General features: G+C 68.7%; 18 protein-coding genes and 1 pseudogene. 7 read left to right on the top strand and 12 right to left on the bottom strand.

The genetic code is table 11. The features are described 5' to 3' along the window. Window positions 1-49 precede the first annotated feature (49 nt). The gene (locus RBB84_RS03735) at window positions 50-715 is read left to right on the top strand and encodes an NUDIX domain-containing protein (protein WP_024103645.1); all 666 of its coding nucleotides are present in this window, start codon (window positions 50-52) and stop codon (window positions 713-715) included. Window positions 716-745: 30 nt separating this feature from the next. On the opposite strand, the gene RBB84_RS03730 is transcribed toward RBB84_RS03735, so the two are convergent. Both RBB84_RS03730 and RBB84_RS03725 read right to left on the bottom strand, forming a co-directional pair. Beyond that, window positions 746-1,654, bottom strand: a complete 909-nt coding sequence (locus RBB84_RS03730) for a pseudouridine-5'-phosphate glycosidase (protein WP_033098016.1) — start codon at window positions 1,652-1,654, stop codon at window positions 746-748. A 20-nt stretch (window positions 1,655-1,674) separates the two neighbouring features. After that, window positions 1,675-2,235, bottom strand: coding sequence for a TIGR03086 family metal-binding protein (locus tag RBB84_RS03725; RefSeq protein ID WP_064256634.1), 561 nt, complete (start codon window positions 2,233-2,235; stop codon window positions 1,675-1,677). Between the two features lie 36 nt (window positions 2,236-2,271). On the opposite strand from RBB84_RS03725, the gene RBB84_RS03720 reads away from it, so the two are divergent. Further along, entirely contained in the window at window positions 2,272-3,144 is an 873-nt protein-coding gene (locus tag RBB84_RS03720) for an AraC family transcriptional regulator (RefSeq protein WP_064256635.1), read from the top strand. Window positions 3,145-3,299: 155 nt separating this feature from the next. Continuing rightward, window positions 3,300-3,575 carry a hypothetical protein gene (locus tag RBB84_RS03715; protein ID WP_064256636.1) on the top strand — a complete coding sequence of 92 codons (276 nt, stop codon included), beginning with the start codon at window positions 3,300-3,302 and terminating at the stop codon, window positions 3,573-3,575. Window positions 3,576-3,641: 66 nt separating this feature from the next. On the opposite strand, the gene RBB84_RS03710 is transcribed toward RBB84_RS03715, so the two are convergent. Continuing rightward, window positions 3,642-4,421 (bottom strand): maleylpyruvate isomerase family mycothiol-dependent enzyme, encoded by a 780-nt coding sequence (locus RBB84_RS03710; RefSeq protein ID WP_064256637.1) that lies wholly within the window; start codon window positions 4,419-4,421, stop codon window positions 3,642-3,644. Window positions 4,422-4,487: 66 nt separating this feature from the next. Between RBB84_RS03710 and RBB84_RS03705 the strand changes: the two genes are divergently transcribed. Further along, entirely contained in the window at window positions 4,488-4,916 is a 429-nt protein-coding gene (locus RBB84_RS03705; RefSeq protein ID WP_064256638.1) for a PPOX class F420-dependent oxidoreductase, read from the top strand. 78 nt (window positions 4,917-4,994) lie between these two features. On the opposite strand, the gene RBB84_RS03700 is transcribed toward RBB84_RS03705, so the two are convergent. Continuing rightward, on the bottom strand, window positions 4,995-5,957 hold the full coding sequence (locus RBB84_RS03700) for a nitroreductase family protein (protein ID WP_064256671.1): 963 nt from the start codon (window positions 5,955-5,957) through the stop codon (window positions 4,995-4,997). A 104-nt stretch (window positions 5,958-6,061) separates the two neighbouring features. Between RBB84_RS03700 and RBB84_RS03695 the strand changes: the two genes are divergently transcribed. After that, the gene (locus RBB84_RS03695) at window positions 6,062-6,259 is read left to right on the top strand and encodes a DUF4177 domain-containing protein (protein WP_006552868.1); all 198 of its coding nucleotides are present in this window, start codon (window positions 6,062-6,064) and stop codon (window positions 6,257-6,259) included. A 90-nt stretch (window positions 6,260-6,349) separates the two neighbouring features. After that, on the top strand, window positions 6,350-7,954 hold the full coding sequence (locus RBB84_RS03690) for an MFS transporter (protein ID WP_064256639.1): 1,605 nt from the start codon (window positions 6,350-6,352) through the stop codon (window positions 7,952-7,954). A gap of 64 nt (window positions 7,955-8,018) precedes the next feature. Here the strand turns inward: RBB84_RS03690 and RBB84_RS03685 are convergent, their stop codons facing one another. Further along, on the bottom strand, window positions 8,019-8,501 hold the full coding sequence (locus RBB84_RS03685; RefSeq protein WP_064256640.1) for a flavin reductase family protein: 483 nt from the start codon (window positions 8,499-8,501) through the stop codon (window positions 8,019-8,021). Beyond that, window positions 8,498-8,764, bottom strand: coding sequence for a hypothetical protein (locus RBB84_RS03680; RefSeq protein ID WP_006552865.1), 267 nt, complete (start codon window positions 8,762-8,764; stop codon window positions 8,498-8,500). The genes RBB84_RS03685 and RBB84_RS03680 overlap by 4 nt, the downstream gene beginning before the upstream one ends. 136 nt (window positions 8,765-8,900) lie before the next feature. Between RBB84_RS03680 and RBB84_RS03675 the strand changes: the two genes are divergently transcribed. Further along, a complete protein-coding gene (locus RBB84_RS03675; protein WP_064256641.1) occupies window positions 8,901-9,560 on the top strand; it encodes a DedA family protein in 660 nt (219 codons plus the stop codon). A gap of 3 nt (window positions 9,561-9,563) precedes the next feature. Here RBB84_RS03675 and RBB84_RS03670 read toward each other — a convergent pair whose 3' ends face one another. The 6 genes and pseudogenes from RBB84_RS03670 to RBB84_RS03645 all read right to left on the bottom strand — a co-directional run bounded on the left by RBB84_RS03670 (window position 9,564) and on the right by RBB84_RS03645 (window position 15,636). Then, a complete protein-coding gene (locus tag RBB84_RS03670) occupies window positions 9,564-10,337 on the bottom strand; it encodes an energy-coupling factor transporter transmembrane protein EcfT (RefSeq protein WP_064256642.1) in 774 nt (257 codons plus the stop codon). Continuing rightward, the gene (locus tag RBB84_RS03665; protein WP_197481861.1) at window positions 10,334-12,331 is read right to left on the bottom strand and encodes a DUF2232 domain-containing protein; all 1,998 of its coding nucleotides are present in this window, start codon (window positions 12,329-12,331) and stop codon (window positions 10,334-10,336) included. The genes RBB84_RS03670 and RBB84_RS03665 overlap by 4 nt, the downstream gene beginning before the upstream one ends. A 109-nt stretch (window positions 12,332-12,440) precedes the next feature. Continuing rightward, window positions 12,441-12,611 (bottom strand): annotated as a pseudogene (locus RBB84_RS03660) (DNA polymerase IV); the annotation flags it as partial. Between the two features lie 159 nt (window positions 12,612-12,770). Continuing rightward, window positions 12,771-13,571: an ABC transporter ATP-binding protein gene (locus RBB84_RS03655; protein ID WP_033098034.1), complete on the bottom strand. Its 801-nt coding sequence runs from the start codon at window positions 13,569-13,571 to the stop codon at window positions 12,771-12,773. Beyond that, entirely contained in the window at window positions 13,568-14,587 is a 1,020-nt protein-coding gene (locus tag RBB84_RS03650) for an iron chelate uptake ABC transporter family permease subunit (RefSeq protein ID WP_197481863.1), read from the bottom strand. The genes RBB84_RS03655 and RBB84_RS03650 overlap by 4 nt, the downstream gene beginning before the upstream one ends. A gap of 29 nt (window positions 14,588-14,616) precedes the next feature. Then, window positions 14,617-15,636 (bottom strand): iron ABC transporter permease, encoded by a 1,020-nt coding sequence (locus tag RBB84_RS03645; protein ID WP_064256672.1) that lies wholly within the window; start codon window positions 15,634-15,636, stop codon window positions 14,617-14,619. Window positions 15,637-15,651 lie beyond the last annotated feature (15 nt).

Here is a 15,651-nt window from a genome sequence, read left to right as displayed (position 1 = left end):
TCGATCAAGTCTGCGCTAAAGTTAGCGCATCAATGATTGAATGTCCATCATGGGCACACCGACCGACTCGACCGGCAGGTCGCTCACCGACTACCCGCGCCCCTCGGTGGCCGTGGACGTCGCCGTCCTCACCATCGACGAAGTACTGAAGGTACTGGTCGTCGAACGTCCCGACGGCACCTTCGCCCTGCCGGGCACCTTCCTGCACCCCGGTGAGCGACTCGCCGAGGCCGCCGAACGCGCCCTGCGCGACAAGGCCGGACTCACGGGTGTCGACTTCCACCAGCTGGCCATGCTCGACGATCCCGAGCGCGACGACCGCGGGTGGGTGCTGTCGATGGCCCACGGCGCCGCGGTGCCGGTCGCCGAGATCCCCGCCGAGGCGTATCTCGTGCCGACCACCGAGACCTCCGACCTCGCCTTCGACCATGCCGAGATCGTCGACCTGGCCGTCGCCGACCTGCGACGCCGGTACTCCGCCGAGGTCGACCCCGGCAACTTCCTCGGCGAGCAGTTCACCGTGCTCGACCTGCGGCTGCTGTACGAGACCGTCTATGCCCGCAGCTATCCCAAGGACACCTTCCGCCGGCACCTGCTGCACGGCCTCGAACCCACCGGCGAACTGCACAGGGAGGGCACGGGCCGGCCCGCCGAGATCTACCGCCGGCGCGGCACTCCCCTGCCGTCGTCCACCGCCGCCTTCCTCCTGCAGTGAGAAATCAGGCCGTCGGCCTGCAATGAAGAATCAGGACGCCAGCGCGTGCGCGATCTCCGCGGCGACCGCGACGTTCCCGCGATAGACCGCGACATTCGTCTCGAGCGAGTGCCCCTCGGTGGCCCGGTGCATGTGTTCGAGCAGGAACGGGGTGATCGCCTTGCCGCGTGTCCCGGCCTCGGCTGCGGCGTGTTCGGCCTCGGCGAGCACGCGATCGTGCAGTTCCGGATCGATCTGAGCCTCGGCCGCCACCGGATTCCCGACGAGCACCGCCGCCCGCAGACCCAGCCCGTCCCGCGCCCGCGCCACCGCCGCGGCCTGCTCCGCCGACTCCACCTCGTCGACATCGCAGCCGCTGTCGCGCACATAGAAGCCGGGAAAACGCGTGGTCCGATAGCCGACCACGACCACCCCGAGCGTCTCGAGCCGTTCGAGTGTGGCAGGGATGTCGAGGACGGATTTGACGCCGCCGCTCACCACGAGGATCGGAAGTGTCGCCAGCGCAACGAGATCCGCGCTCTCGTCGAAGGTCGACGAAGCCCCCCGATGCACGCCGCCCAGGCCGCCGGTGGCGAATACGTCGATCCCGGCGCGATGCGCGAGCAGCGCCGTCGCCGACACCGTGGTCCCCCCGTGCAATCCCTTCGCCGCCGCGACCGGCAGGTCGCGGATACCGAGCTTGACGACCGGGACGTCCTCGGCACCGAGCATGCGGATCTGCTGTTCCGACAAACCGACCGTCGGCGTGCCGTCGACAACCCCGATGGTCGCGGGCAGCACCCCGGAATCGCGCAGACGTTTCTCGGCCTCGAGGGCGACCTCGACGTTGCGTGGCCGGGTGAGGCCGTGTGTGAAGATCGTCGATTCGAGCGCCACGACCGGCCGTCCGGCCGCGATCGCTTCGCGCACGTAGTCCGCGACGCGGATCGTTTCGCTCATACGACCGACGATAACGCGGCCTAACCGATCGACGCGGCCGTGCGACGTCCCATCTTCGCGAGGATCCGGGCCGTGCGGTCTGCGTCCTCGGGAACCGGCACCGCCGGAGCACAGACACCGTCCATGTAGAGCGCGTCGCCGAAACTGTCGGCGCCGGCTTCCATCCGGTCGAGTTCGGCGTCCGAGAAGGTCACATCGACCCCCGCGCTGCGTGCGATGTCCCAGCGATGCACGAGCATGTCCCAGAGGTAGAACTGTTCGAAGGTCGCACCCACCGTGGTCGGCCCGAAGTATCCGTCGTATGTCGTCGAGACGAACGAGTCGTCCGCGAGGATCTCGGCGATCCGTGCCGTGTGCGTCCTCCACGCCTCGACAGGACGGTCGGTCTCGGGCCGCGCCCCCATCTCGACGCCGCGTCCAGCGAAGAAGTCCCGCTGCGTGTCGATGACGTGGGCCAGGACGTCGCGCGCCGTCCACCCCTCACACGGCGATTGCGCATCCCAGTCGGTGCCGCGGAGCGACGAGATCACGTCGGTGAGCGGCTTGTCGGCCTCTGCGTGTCGCAGTGCTGTTGTATTCATGACTCGATACTGACGACCGGCGAGCGTGAGGTATTGATGAAACCCGACGGCGGCGACCCCCTCGGCGGTCGCGACGGCACCGACCGCGTCGGCGGTCGCGACGACATCGAACGCGCCCACCTGAAGGATCCGCGCGATGCCTCGCACACCATCCACCGTTATCCCGCCGCGTCCGATCTCACGGATCTGATGCAGCGGTACTGGATTCCCGTGTGGTCGGTGCCGGCCGGGCGGGAGGCACCCCAGCGGGTGCTGCGCTATCCGGTCTGCCAACTGGTGGTTGCGCACGATTACGCGCGCTTCTACGGTGTCGAACACGGACTGTCCACGGTCACCCTCACCGGCGAGGGCTGGGCGGTCGGGTCCATGCTCAGCCCGGCGGCCGGGGCACTGATCACGGGCACCTCGCTCGCGGCGTTCACCGACCGGGCCGTCGACCTCACCGATGTCCTCGGCGATGCCGGCGCGCGTCTGATCGCACGGGTTCGGGAGGCGATGGCGCACGGCCCGGACTCTTCGGAGTCGCACCGCGCCGCGACGGAGGCGTTCGACGACGTGCTGCGCGCCCATCTGCCGATCGATGAGGAGGGGCGACTGGTCAACCGGGTGGTGGCGTTCGTCGAGGAGAACTCCGACGTCCTGCGGGTCGAGCAGGTGCGCGCGGAGTTCGGTCTCGGCGAGCGCGCGCTGCAACGCCTCGTCCAGCGACGGATCGGGCTGACCCCGAAGTGGCTGATCCAGCGGCGGCGACTGCAGGAGGCCGCCGGTCGCCTGCGCGAGAAACCCGGTTCGTTGTCGGAGGTCGCCGCGGTCCTCGGTTACGCCGACCAGCCGCATTTCGTACGTGATTTCGCGAGGGTCGTGGGCATGACGCCGGGCGCGTTCGCGGCTCGCTACGGCGGTGGATGATCGCCCTTGTCGGACAGGTCCGTCGGATTCGGGCGGGTGTACCACATAGTGGAAGGTCCTAAACCTGCGACGCTTCTCGATCAGGTGAATGTAACGAAGCGCACAGTGAAGACGACCTACCTGTCGAAGCACGAGAAAGAACGAAGGGGTTCATCGTGGGACACGACCGCCTACTTTTCATCGGACGTCCGGATGCGGACGAGGTCGCGCACTGGAGCACTCTGCGCGAACTCGCTCCTCAGCGAGGATGGAAGCCCACCCGGACGTTCGAGCCCGGCGAAGTCGCCTGGGCCGTGGCCGCCGGTAGCGCCTTCGAGCAGTCCGGACCGATCGCCGAGGTGTTCCATTCGCTGCAGGAAGCTCATATTCCCTGCACCAGCGCACTCGACGCGATCCGCCACGCGTACTCGGCCTCGCGCCTGTCGGTCTGACTCGCAGGCGGGTGGCCGCGCCTCAACGTCGCGGTGCGGCCACCCGCTGTGCGTTCTGCCTTCGGGCTACCCGAAGGGACTGACGTCGAGCCAGGACGCCAGGAACCCGGAGTCGCCGAAGACCTCCACGTCGGCTGCGCCCACAGCGCGCCGACGATAGAGCACCAACAGCAGTTCCGTCAGCGGGCCGCGTACCGCCACGGCACTCTTCTCGTGGGCATGCCGCCACGCGAAGTCCTCGCCGGACAGGTCCACGACCCATTCCGCCGACGTGTCCGTCGCGTGGAAATGCAGCGTCCGGTCGGGTCCGTGCAACGCGCGGTGCCGTTCGACATCGAGTCGTGGCCAGGTGACGACCGCCAGGTCGAGCCATTCGTCCACGCAGTCCACCGCAAGATCGTGGGCCGGCTCGAAGTCCGCTCCCAGTGCGAGTGCAGCGTCGGCGCGATGCACCACGGTCTCGTGGGCGAAGCGCCTGGCGAAGAACTCCGGGGTCTTCTTGCCGCCCGGGATCGGTGTCCACACCCGCATGTTCGGACCGACCTCCCGCAGCGCGGCCTCGAATTGGTGCGCTCCTTCCCGTAACCAGGGAATCAGCTCGTCCGGATCCTCGTCGACGTAGTCCGCCAACTCCCGCATCGCGCGGTCGGTGCGCGGCATCGCCCCTTCACCGCGGACCGCCTCGCTCGCCCAGCGGTGGCCGTAGCCGATGTGCCGGGCGAGCTGACCGAGGTTCCATCCCGGGCACGACGGCACCGGTGTGGTCATGTCCTGCCCGGCCAGTGAGTCCACCAGCAGTTCCGTCTGTTCGACGATCTCTCCGCAGTAACGCGCGTAGTCCAGCATGCCTACCCTTCGTGCTCGGCCCGATACCCGCCCCGATTCTGCACGGTCGGCCGTAGTCTGGGCGCCATGCCGGCCGACGAGAGCGCACTCGAAGCCCTGTTCCCTCCCACCGGTGTCGCTGTGCTCGCGACGATCAAGCGCGACGGGCGACCCCAGTTGTCGAACGTCACCTACCGGTACGAGCCCGCGACCCGCACGTTCTCCGTCTCCATCACCGACGACCGGGCAAAGACCCGGAACGTGCGCCGCGACCCGCGTGTGAGCCTGTTCGTCGACTCCGACGACAAGTGGTCCTACGCCGTCGCGGAGGGCGAGGCCGAACTGTCCCCGGTAGCGGCCGATCCTCACGACGACACCGTCGAGCAGCTCGTCGAGTTGTATCGAGCGGTGCAGGGCGAGCATCCGGACTGGGACGACTTCCGGGCCGCGATGGTCGCCGATCGCAGGTTGCTGCTGCGTGTACGGGTCTCCCGCTTCTACGGCGCCGCCCGCTGATCCGGGCTTTTGTTGTCCTCGAACGATTCTGGTGGTTTCGACGTCGCTGAGCGCGGTCGGGAACACCGAAGTTCGGGGTCAGGATTGCTTGCGGAACAGAATCGCGGAAGTCGGACGGCGCGGCGTCGCCGCATCCGGACCCGGTCCCGCGCGTACACCGACCCGGATCATCACTTGCGGCACGCCCTCGATGCGGGCCGTTTCCCGCAGGAACGCACGTGAGGATTCGGATTCCGTCAGGTGCGTGACGGAGCAGGTGGCCAGTCCACGGGCGGTGCACGCGAGGAGCACGGCCGATAGGGCTTCACCGCTCCGCAGCCAGTCGAGCCGCGTGTCCGTCGTGGTCGACAGGAGAAGTATCGCGGCTCGGTCCTCCGCCTTTGCCGACTCGCCGGTCGCGTTGCCGGGAGGGAACTCCCGCTCCGTCGCTACCGTGCGCCGTCCCGGTGGGAGTGCGTCCGGAGGTATTCCGTCCGGGTACATCCCGTGCCCGGCCCACCAGGAAAGTTCCGTCTGGTAGGCCGCATCGGAGCGACGCTCACCGCCGATGCGACGGGACAACTCTTCCAGTGCAGGTCGCTCGTGTTCGGCGATGGCACTCAGGCGGACACCCGCGGGTTCGGCGAACATCTGCAGAGCGCTCTCGGTCCGAGCCCACTCCTGCGGAGCCCCCATCGGTAACCGCTCGGTACGTCGGCGGCCGATCGCCTCTGCCATCCGGAGGTCGGTGTCGGTCACCGCGTCAACTCGGCGGAAGCGCAGCGTCGCGAGACAACGACGATTCGTCGCGTCCGGCATCCGTTCGACCACCGTGGCCCAGTGCCGGGCGGTGAGCGCCACCCGCAGATGGTGCAGCACTGCTCCACAGGACAACACCATCTGACGACCGGACGGATCGGTGGCCGGAAGGATGCGATCACTGTCGCTGAACAGCGCAAGCTCGTCCGCGTCCAGAGTCCACCGCCACGGCTGGCTGTTGTGAAGCGACGGCGCGCGACTCGCGAGCGCAACTGCCGACTCGAGAGTCCGACGGTCCGGCATCGTCTCCACTGCTGCCTCCGGGTTTCGGAAACGTCACCTTCCAGTGTCACGTACAGCCGTCGGATTTCGACGAGATTCTCGCGGGACGACCGTAAGCTGAACGGGTGTACTCGTACAAGGTGATCGAGATCCGCGAGGGCATGCTCGGCGGGAAGATGTCCGGCGGCAAGCTCGAGAAGATCCTCAACGATCATGCCCGAGATGGGTGGCGCCTGAAGGCGATCACCTCCGCCGACATCAAGGGACGGATCGGTCCCGGTGGCGTCGAGGGAATGCTCGTGACGTTCGAACGCGAAGAATAGAAGTCATGTCGCAGCGGATGCCGGTGCCCACCGGTAGCGGCAGTAGCTCCTGTCGGCCGTTGCCGGCGACCTGAGCCGAAGGACGGACAGGTGTCGTCGCAGCCGGAGGTCCGCTCGGGTTCGACACTGGTACTCGCAGTGCTGGCGTCGGGCCAGTTCCTGATGACGCTCGACAGCTCGGTGATGAACGTGTCGATGGCGACCGTCGCGCAGGACGTCGGCACCACGATCACCGGCATCCAGACCGCGATCACCCTCTACACCCTGGTGATGGCGTCCTTGATGATCACCGGCGGGAAGGTCGGCACGATCCTCGGTCGACGTCGCGCGTTCGGTATCGGACTGGTCATCTACGGCATCGGCTCGTTCACCACCGGACTCGCCCCGAACCTCGCGGTCCTACTGGTGGGCTGGTCGTTGCTCGAAGGCATCGGCGCGGCCCTGATCATGCCGGCGATCGTCTCGCTCGTCGCGGCCAACTTCGCTCCCGAGCGACGTTCCGCAGCGTACGGTCTGGTGGCGGCGGCCGGTGCGTCGGCCGTGGCTGTGGGGCCGTTGCTGGGCGGGGCCGTCACGACGTTCGCGTCGTGGCGCTACGTCTTCTTCGGTGAGGTCGTCCTGGTAGTGCTGATCCTGCTGGTGCTGCGCCGCATCGAGGACGTTCCCCCTCATCGCGTCCACCTCGACCTCGTGGGATCCGCACTGTCTGTGCTCGGTCTGGGATCCGTCGTCTACGGCGTCCTGCGCTCGAGCGAGTGGGGCTGGGTGCGGGCCGAGCCGGGCGCACCCGCCGTACTGGGCCTGTCCCCGGTCATCTGGCTTCTCGTTGCGGGCTCGCTGGTGCTCTACGCATTCGTGCGATGGCAGAGCGCTCTCATGAGCAAGGGCCGCGACCCGCTGGTCGATCCGGGGCTGTTCGCCAACCGACAGCTCGTCGGTGGTCTGACGATGTTCTTCGCGCAGTTCGCGGTGCAGGCCGGAGTCTTCTTCTCCGTCCCTCTCTTCCTGTCGGTCGTACTCGAACTCAGCGCAGTCGAGACAGGTGTCCGAATCCTGCCGTTGTCGATCGCGCTGGTGCTGGCCGCAACGGTGATTCCGAAGGTGCGGCCCCACGCCGATCCCCGACGTGTGGTGCGCCTGGGCCTGGGCTCGATGATCCTGGGGATCCTGATCCTCGTTGCCGGTATGGACCCGGGTGCCGATGCGTCCGTCGTGTCGATACCCATGTTGTTGATGGGTCTCGGCCTGGGGGCGCTGGCTTCCCAGCTCGGCGCGGTCACGGTCTCGTCGGTACCGGATTCCCAGAGCGCCGAGGTCGGCGGTTTGCAGAACACCGCAACGAATCTCGGGGCGTCGCTGGGCACCGCGCTGATCGGATCGATTCTGATCGCGACCCTCACCACGTCGGTCGTCGCCGGAATCGAGAACAACCCCGGCGTCCCGCCGTCGGTACAGCAGCAGGCGACCACCGAGTTGGCCACCGGTGTGCCGTTCCTGTCCACGACCCAGTTGCGGACCGGGCTCGACGAGGCGGGTGTCGACCCGTCCACAACGGAAGCACTCGTCGCGGTCAACGCCGATGCGCGACTCGACGCGCTGCGCACCGCGTTCGCTGTGACAGCACTGCTCGCGATCGCGGCGCTGTTCGGAACCGGACGGCTGCCGCGACGATCGGTCGGAACACCACCGCCCTAGAGAACTTCGGTGGTTCCACCCGCGCTGAGCGGGGGTGGAACCACCGAAATCGATCGTATGCAGGTCAGGACGCGAGCAGTCGACGGAACGAACTGCGGTGGAACACGATGGGTTCGACATCGGCGTCGGTGAGCAGTTCGTTGATGCGCAGTACGACGATCGCGTGGTCGCCCGCCGGAACCTCCTGTTGCACGGTCACGTCCATGCGCACGCTCGTGCCCGAGACGAACAGCGCGCCGCCTTCGCGGCTCTCGATGTCGATCCCGGCGAAGCGATCGCCGTTCTTCGCGGCGAGCACCCGCGCGGCACCGTCGTGCTCCTCGCTCAGCACGCTGATGCCGAGATGCGGGAGCGACGCCAGACGCGGCCATGTGGTCGAGGTATTCTGCACGCAGAACGAGACGAGCGGCGGATCGAGCGACACCGGCACGAAAGTGCTCGCCGCCATCCCGATCCGCTCTCCGTCCATCTCCGCGCAGATCGCGACGACACCCGAAGGGACGTGCGCGAAGGCCTGACGCAGAGACTGTCCGTCGAGAGTGGTCATGAGGCGGCCTCGTTTCGAAGTGCGGCGGACAGCACCGACGACCAGCGTTCGGCGTAGTCCGCGATACGGATCTCGGTTGTGTAGGTCGAATCGTGAAGATACAGGCCGGGGGCCGGGCATAGCGCCCCAGTTCTACCACCGAGTGTGATCACATCCACAACGTGATCGGGCTCTCGTCCGGTGAGGGCCGTGGCGAGGCGGGCTCCGGCGTCGAGGGTGCGGGACGCGGGCTTCGGGTTGCCCGCGACGACAACGATCGTCACTGGAGTTCACCTTCCGGATCGGCCCTCGGGGTGGAGAGCGACATTCGCCGCCATCCTTCTCGCCGATCGAGCAGACCGGAACTGTTTCGATCCGTACGAGCGGAAACCTCGACGACCCCTCGGTAGGGTCGGGTGGATGAGTGTCGCGGATTCACAGTCAGCCCCCACGGACGGTCTCGCAGGATGGGCGCTCGAGTTGATGGATCGCCTCGGCGGTGTCGGCGCCGGCATCGCGATCGCTCTCGAGAACTTCTTTCCGCCGCTTCCCAGCGAGGTCATCCTGCCGCTCGCCGGGTTCGCCGCGAGCCTGGGAAGTTTCACCCTCTTCGGTGCGCTGTTCTGGACGACCCTCGGTTCCGTGGTCGGTGCTCTCGGTCTGTATTCGATCGGCCGTTGGGTGGGTGAGGACCGGATCCGCGCGGTCGTGCGAAAGCTGCCGCTCGTCGACGTCGAGGACCTCGACCGTTCGACGGCCTGGTTCGAGCGGCACGGACGCAAAGCTGTCTTCTTCGGCCGGATGGTGCCCGTCTTCCGGAGTCTCATCTCCATACCCGCCGGTGTCACGCGGATGCCGATCTGGCAGTTCCTCGCCTTCACCACCGCGGGCAGCCTCATCTGGAACGCGATCTTCGTGCTGGCCGGTTATCAGCTCGGCGAGAACTGGAGCGCCGTCGAACCGTACGCCGAAGCCCTGCAGTACGTGGTGATCGCCGTCGTCGTCGCGGTGATCGGCTACGGGCTCGTCCGGCGCATCCGCTCGCGGTCGAAGGACACCGCTTCGGACAACCGAAACTGATGGTCAGCCCCACACGGTGATCGCCGTGCACGCACCCGCCACGACCAGCACGGTGACGACGTCCCCGAGCCGCAGTCGCAGCGGCCGGCGGGTCGCCGATCGAGGACCCCGGCGGGTCGCCGATCGAGGACCCCGCACCGACAGCGCATCGCCGAGATCGCGGACCTGCCGCATCGACACCGACACCACCGCGCCGACGGCGTCGATCACCTCATGCCACCATCCCGCCGGATTGCGGAAGCCGGGCCGGCCGCGCACCTTGCGGGCGGCGAACAGCACGCGCATCTCGGCACGCACGGTCGGCAGCATGCGCAGCGCCAGCGCGCACACCGTCACCCATTCGTCGACGGGCAGCCGCAACAACCGCAGCGGAGCGAACAGGACCGGTAGGGCGTCGACGAGATCGGACAGCCGTGTCGTCCACCCGACCAGCGACGCGAGGACCAGCAGACCCACGCCGAGCAGGATCGTCCGGACGTAGGCGGTGAGTCCGCCGCCCGCGGCGTTGAGGACCAGGCCGACGGCGAGGACCGCGAACACCCACCACGGAATCGTGGGGACCACCCCGCGGGGGATCCGCGCGACGAGCACGCCCACGACCAGCACGGCGAGCAGGATTCCGAGCCCGGTCCAGCTCGGCGCGAAACTCACCGCCACCGACAGCGCCGCTGCCGACAGCACCTTCGTTCCGGCCCACACCCGGTGCAGGGGTGTCTCCCGCGGCACGGGCCGCAGCAGGATGACGGGTCGGCGCTGCCGCGTACGTGTGCGACTCATGCGATCACCGCTCCCGTCTGCTCCACGATGCGTCCGTCCTCGAGTACCACGGTGCGTGAACACACCTCTTCCATTCCGTGCAGGTCGTGGGAGATGACGACGACGGTGACGTGCTCGACCGCGCGTAGATGAGCGAGGATCGACACGACCTCGCGGCGGCCCTGCAGGTCCAGGCCGGCCAGCGGTTCGTCGAGCACGAGCACCCGCGGTGTGCGGGCGAGTTGGGCCGCGATCGCGACCCGCCGCATCTCGCCTCCGCTGAGCCGGTCGATCGGCCGGTCGATCAGTTCGGGACGCAGACCCACCCGGTGCAGGACGGCGGCGACGTAGCCGCGGTCGGTGTGCGGAAGCCCGGCCACCTCGGATATCTCCTGGGCGACGGTCGGTCGTTGCAATTGCAGCCGTGCCTGCTGGAAGACCATGCCCACTTCTCCGTGCAGATCTGCCGTCGGGGTGTCGTGCAGTACGGCCGTTCCGTGGGTGGGACGCATCAGGCCGGCGACGATCCACGCGAGCGTGGACTTTCCCGAACCGTTCTCCCCGACCACCAGCACCCCTTCGCCGCGGCAGATCGTCAGCGACACATCGCGCAGGGCGGTGTGCGCCCAGGGTGTGCCGGCCGCGTAGACGTGCGTGACGTCGCGTAGTTCGAGAACCGGCTGCGGGAAGGACGGGGCGGTCGCCGGGACCGGCGACGGCAGTGGCTGCGGCGCAACCCGCGGGACGATCCGGCCGTCGGCGATGTGCACGACGCGGTCTGCGGCGCGGGCCTCGTCGTCGAGGTGGGTGACGAGCACGACCGCGGTGCCGTCGTGCGCGACGTCCGCGAGCAGGCGGATCAGGTCCGCGCGACTGTCCGCGTCGACCATCGCGGTGATCTCGTCGGCGATGAGCAGTGCGGGTCGCCGGGCAAGAGCGCCCGCCAGTGCCAGTCGCTGCAGTTGCCCGCCGGACAGATCCTCCGTGGCGCGATCCTCCATCCCGACCAGGCCGACGCGGGCGAGCAGATCCTCGACGTCGACGTCGTCGATCCCCCACCGCAGGTCCTCGGCGACCGTGCGACCGAGCACCTGACTCTCGGGATGCTGGAAGATCATCGCGGTGCCACCGGGGCGTCCCGGCCCGACGGATCCGGGACGGTCGACCAGGCCGACGGTCGGCTCGAGTCCCGCGAGCAGCCGCACGAGTGTCGACTTGCCCGAGCCGTTGCCGCCGACGATCGCGACGAACTCCCCCGGTCCGATCGTGAGGTCGATGTCCGACAGGGCGTCGCGGTCGGTTCCCGGATACCGGTAGCCGACGAGCCGCAGGGCGACGGGCAGCGGAGCCGGGTCGGCGGCGGGGTCCTGCTCGGGCCAGTCGACCGACCGGGTCGCCCACGTACTGCGCAGGGCCACCACGCGGAAGATCCCGAAGCACAGCAGTGCGGTGCCCACGGTCCCGATGAGCACTGCGCCACCGATCCACACCCACCACAGCCGCACCATGATCTCGAGGGTCCGGTCCCAGGTGTCGACGAACTGCTGGCCGGCCCCCGCTGCCTCGAACGCCCGGATCGTGCCGCGCATGGATGCTTCGAGGGCCTCGAGCAGCAGCACCCGGGTCCGGTCGAACAGCAACAGCAGACCACAGGCGGCGGCCGCGAGCAGCAACCCCGCCGGGACGGATCCGGCCAGCACCGCGAGCACCGCCGCGTGACCCCACCGACGGTGCGCGAACCCGACGAGCGTTCCGATACCGGACAGGACGACGACCGCGGCGACGGCGAACGGCCCACCGGCCACGAGCGCAACGACCCCGGCGGCGACCGTCGCAGCGACGATCGCGCGCAGGCGGCCGGTGGCGGCGAGGAAGGCGACGGGGAGCGCGACGAGCACCTGGGCGACTCCGACGGGTATCAGTCCCGCGACGACCGACAGCACAGCCGTCAACGTCCCGAAGACCGCCGCTGCGGCGGCCTCCGGTGGTCGTAGAGGTCCCCGTGTCCTGGTCACCGATCGCACCGGGTCCAGTCTGCCAGCCGCTAGTGCGACCGCACGTTCCCGCGTCGGGGATCTTGCGCACGGCGACCCGCAGTGGCATCCCCGATCCCACCCCGTGCTCGCGCGCCTCGTAGGAGGCGGTGGAGACCACTCCGCGCGCGGTGGGATCGCCGCGACCGCCGACCACCACCGGCCGGCCCGCCAATTCCGGATTGCGCAGAACCTCGACCGCGGCGATGAACTGGTCGAGGTCGACGTGAAGGACCCACTGGTCGATGCCGGGCGTGCCCATGCCGACAACCGTAGGACGCTCGCCACGGGTGCGGGCCCGGATTCCGGGTGAGCGGTGCGGTTCGACCGGACAGTCCTTGCCTCGAGCATTCGCTACCGCTCTTGCCGTCCGCTATGGCAATTGCCGTAGCGGACGACCAATGGTGTAGCGGATGGACGATCACATGATGTGGTGCCGACCCACCGGCAGCACCAGCGGCTTGCCGGAGACCGGATCGGAGATCACGCGACTGTCCAGACCGAAGACCGCCTTCACGGTCTCCCCGGTGAGCACCTCGGAGGGATCCCCCGACGCATAGATGCTGCCGTCGGCCATCGCGACGAGGTGGTCGGCGTAGCGCGCGGCGAGGTTGAGGTCGTGCAGCACCATGACGATGGTCGTCCCGCGGTCGCGGTTGAGGTCGGTGAGCAGGTCGAGCACCTCCACCTGGTGGCTGACGTCGAGGAAGGTGGTGGGTTCGTCGAGTAGCAGCAGGTCGGTCTGCTGCGCGAGCACCATCGCGATCCACACGCGCTGCCGCTGACCGCCCGACAGTTCGTCCACGGAACGCTCGGCGAGTTCGGTGGTGTGGGTGGCGGCGAGCGCATCGGCCACTGCCGCGTCGTCCTCCCGGCTCCAGCGCGAGAGCACCCGCTGGTGCGGATGCCGGCCGCGGCCCACCAGATCGGCGACGACGATGCCCTCGGGGGCGATCGGCGACTGCGGCAGCAGCCCGAGCGTGCGGGCGAGCTTCTTGGCGGGCAAGCGGTGGACGTCCTTGCCGTCGAGCAGGACGTGGCCGCCGCGCGGCGACAACAGTCGCGACATCGACCGCAGCAGCGTCGATTTCCCGCACGCGTTGGCGCCGACGATGCACGTGATCCGCCCCGGCGGCACCTGCAGGTCGAGGTTCTCGACGACGGTGCGGTTGCCGTAGCCGAGTTCGAGGTTCTCGGCGATCAGGGCGTGCGTTGCGGTCACAGCGAGCCTCCCGCGCGGTTGGAGCGAATGATGAGGTAGACGAGATAGGGCGCGCCGAGCGCACCCGTCACCACCCCCACCGGGTAGCGCGTGCCGAAGGCGTATTGGCCGACGAAATCCGCGACCAGCACGAGCAGCGCCCCGACGAGTGCCGCCGGGACGAACAGCGACGTGCCCCGCCCCACGATCCGCGCGGCGATCGGGCCGGACAGGAAGGCGACGAATGCGATGGGTCCGGCCGCGGCGGTCGCGAACGCGATGAGTCCGACCGCGGAGACGATCGCGAACACGCGTGTGCGTTCGACCCGCACGCCGAGTGCCTGCGCGGCATCGTCGCCGAGCTGGACCATCGACAGGTTGCGTGTCTGCACGAGCAGCACGGGCCCGAGCACCAGGAGGGCGGCGACGACGGGCACCGCCGCACCCCACGTCGCACCGTTGAGGCTGCCGGTGAGCCAGCGCATCGTCTCCTGCAGATCCCAGGTCGCCGCGGTGCTCAGCAGGTAGGAGGTGACGCTGTCGAGCATGGCGGCGATACCGATGCCGATGAGGATCAGGCGTGTGCCCGCCACCCCGCCGCGATAGGACAGTCCGTAGATCAGGAGAGCCACGGCGAGACCGGCGACGATCGCGACGACCGACACCCCGGTGCCACCGAGTCCGAGCACGATGATGGCGAAGGCCGCCGCGGCGCTCGCGCCGGAGCTGATACCGATGATGTCGGGGCTCGCGAGCGGGTTGCGCAGCATCGTCTGGAAGGTGATGCCGCCGAGCCCGAAACAGATGCCGGCGACCACCGCGAGGACCGCGCGGGGAAGCCTCAGGCGGCCGACCGTGAAGTTCGCGCCGGCCACGTCCTGTCCGAGGACGACGCGCAGCACGTCCGCGGGCGGATAGAACGTCCGGCCGAACATCAGACTCGCCGCGAAGGCCGCGACCACGAGGGTTGCGAGCACGGCGATGACGAGACGGCGTCGGCGTCCGCGCCGTATCCGGCTCGCGGCGAGGTCGTCGATGCCGGTGTCGATGGTCTCGAGTGTGGCGGTCACAGTTCGCGCAGTTTCTGCCGTCGGACGATGTACACGAAGAAGGGCGCTCCGATGAGCGCGGTGATGATGCCGACGTCGATTTCGGCGGGTCGCGCCACGATGCGGCCGACGACATCGGCGGCGGTGAGCAATCCCGCGCCGACGAGAGCCGAAAACGGCAGCAACCACCGGTTGTCGATGCCGATGAGCAACCGGCACAGGTGCGGCACGACGAGGCCGACGAACGCGATGGGACCGGCGATGGCGGTCGCCGCCCCGCACAACAGCACCGCACCGAGCGAGGCGACGCCACGGGCGAGAGCGACACGCTCGCCGAGACCGGCGGCCATGTCGTCGCCGAGCGCGAGCGAATTGAGGCTGCGCGCCGACAGCAGGCAGATGGCGAAGCCGACGACGAAGAACGGCAGCGCCTGGGAGATGGCGTCGAAGTTCGCTCCGCCCACGCCACCGATCTGCCACGACCGCACGCTGCCGGCGATGTCGCCGCGCGGCAGGATCACGGCGGTGACGAACGACGCGAGCGCCGCCGAGGTGGCGGCACCGGCGAGGGCGAGTTTGAGGGGTGTCGCTCCCCCGCGCCCGAGCGACCCGATCGTGTAGACGAACACCGCAGCGGCGGCGGCACCGATGATCGCGACCCAGATCATCGACGTCTGCGTCCACAATCCGAACCATGCCATGCCGATCACGACGGCGAGCGAGGCACCCATGTTGACGCCGAGAATGCCCGGGTCCGCCAAGGGATTACGGGTCACCCCCTGCATCACTGCGCCGGCGAGACCGAGCGCCGCGCCGACCAGCATCGCGAGCACCGTGCGCGGGATGCGTTTGGCGATCGCGCCCTGACCGATGTTGTCGGTGGCGCCGCCGAGGGCCGCGACGATGTCGGCCCAGTCGACGTTGCGCGAACCGATCGTGATCGATGCGATCACCAGCAGGACGAGCACACCGAGCAGAACGAGAAGCCAGACGGAATTGCCGATGGCCGAGCTCTCCTTCTCGGAGGCGCTCGGCATCGACTCGTCGTGTAG

It is taken from the genome of Rhodococcus sp. D-6 (genome assembly GCF_040256695.1).
Lineage (GTDB): Bacteria > Actinomycetota > Actinomycetes > Mycobacteriales > Mycobacteriaceae > Rhodococcus > Rhodococcus pyridinivorans.
This window is presented reverse-complemented; position numbering and strand designations above follow the sequence as displayed.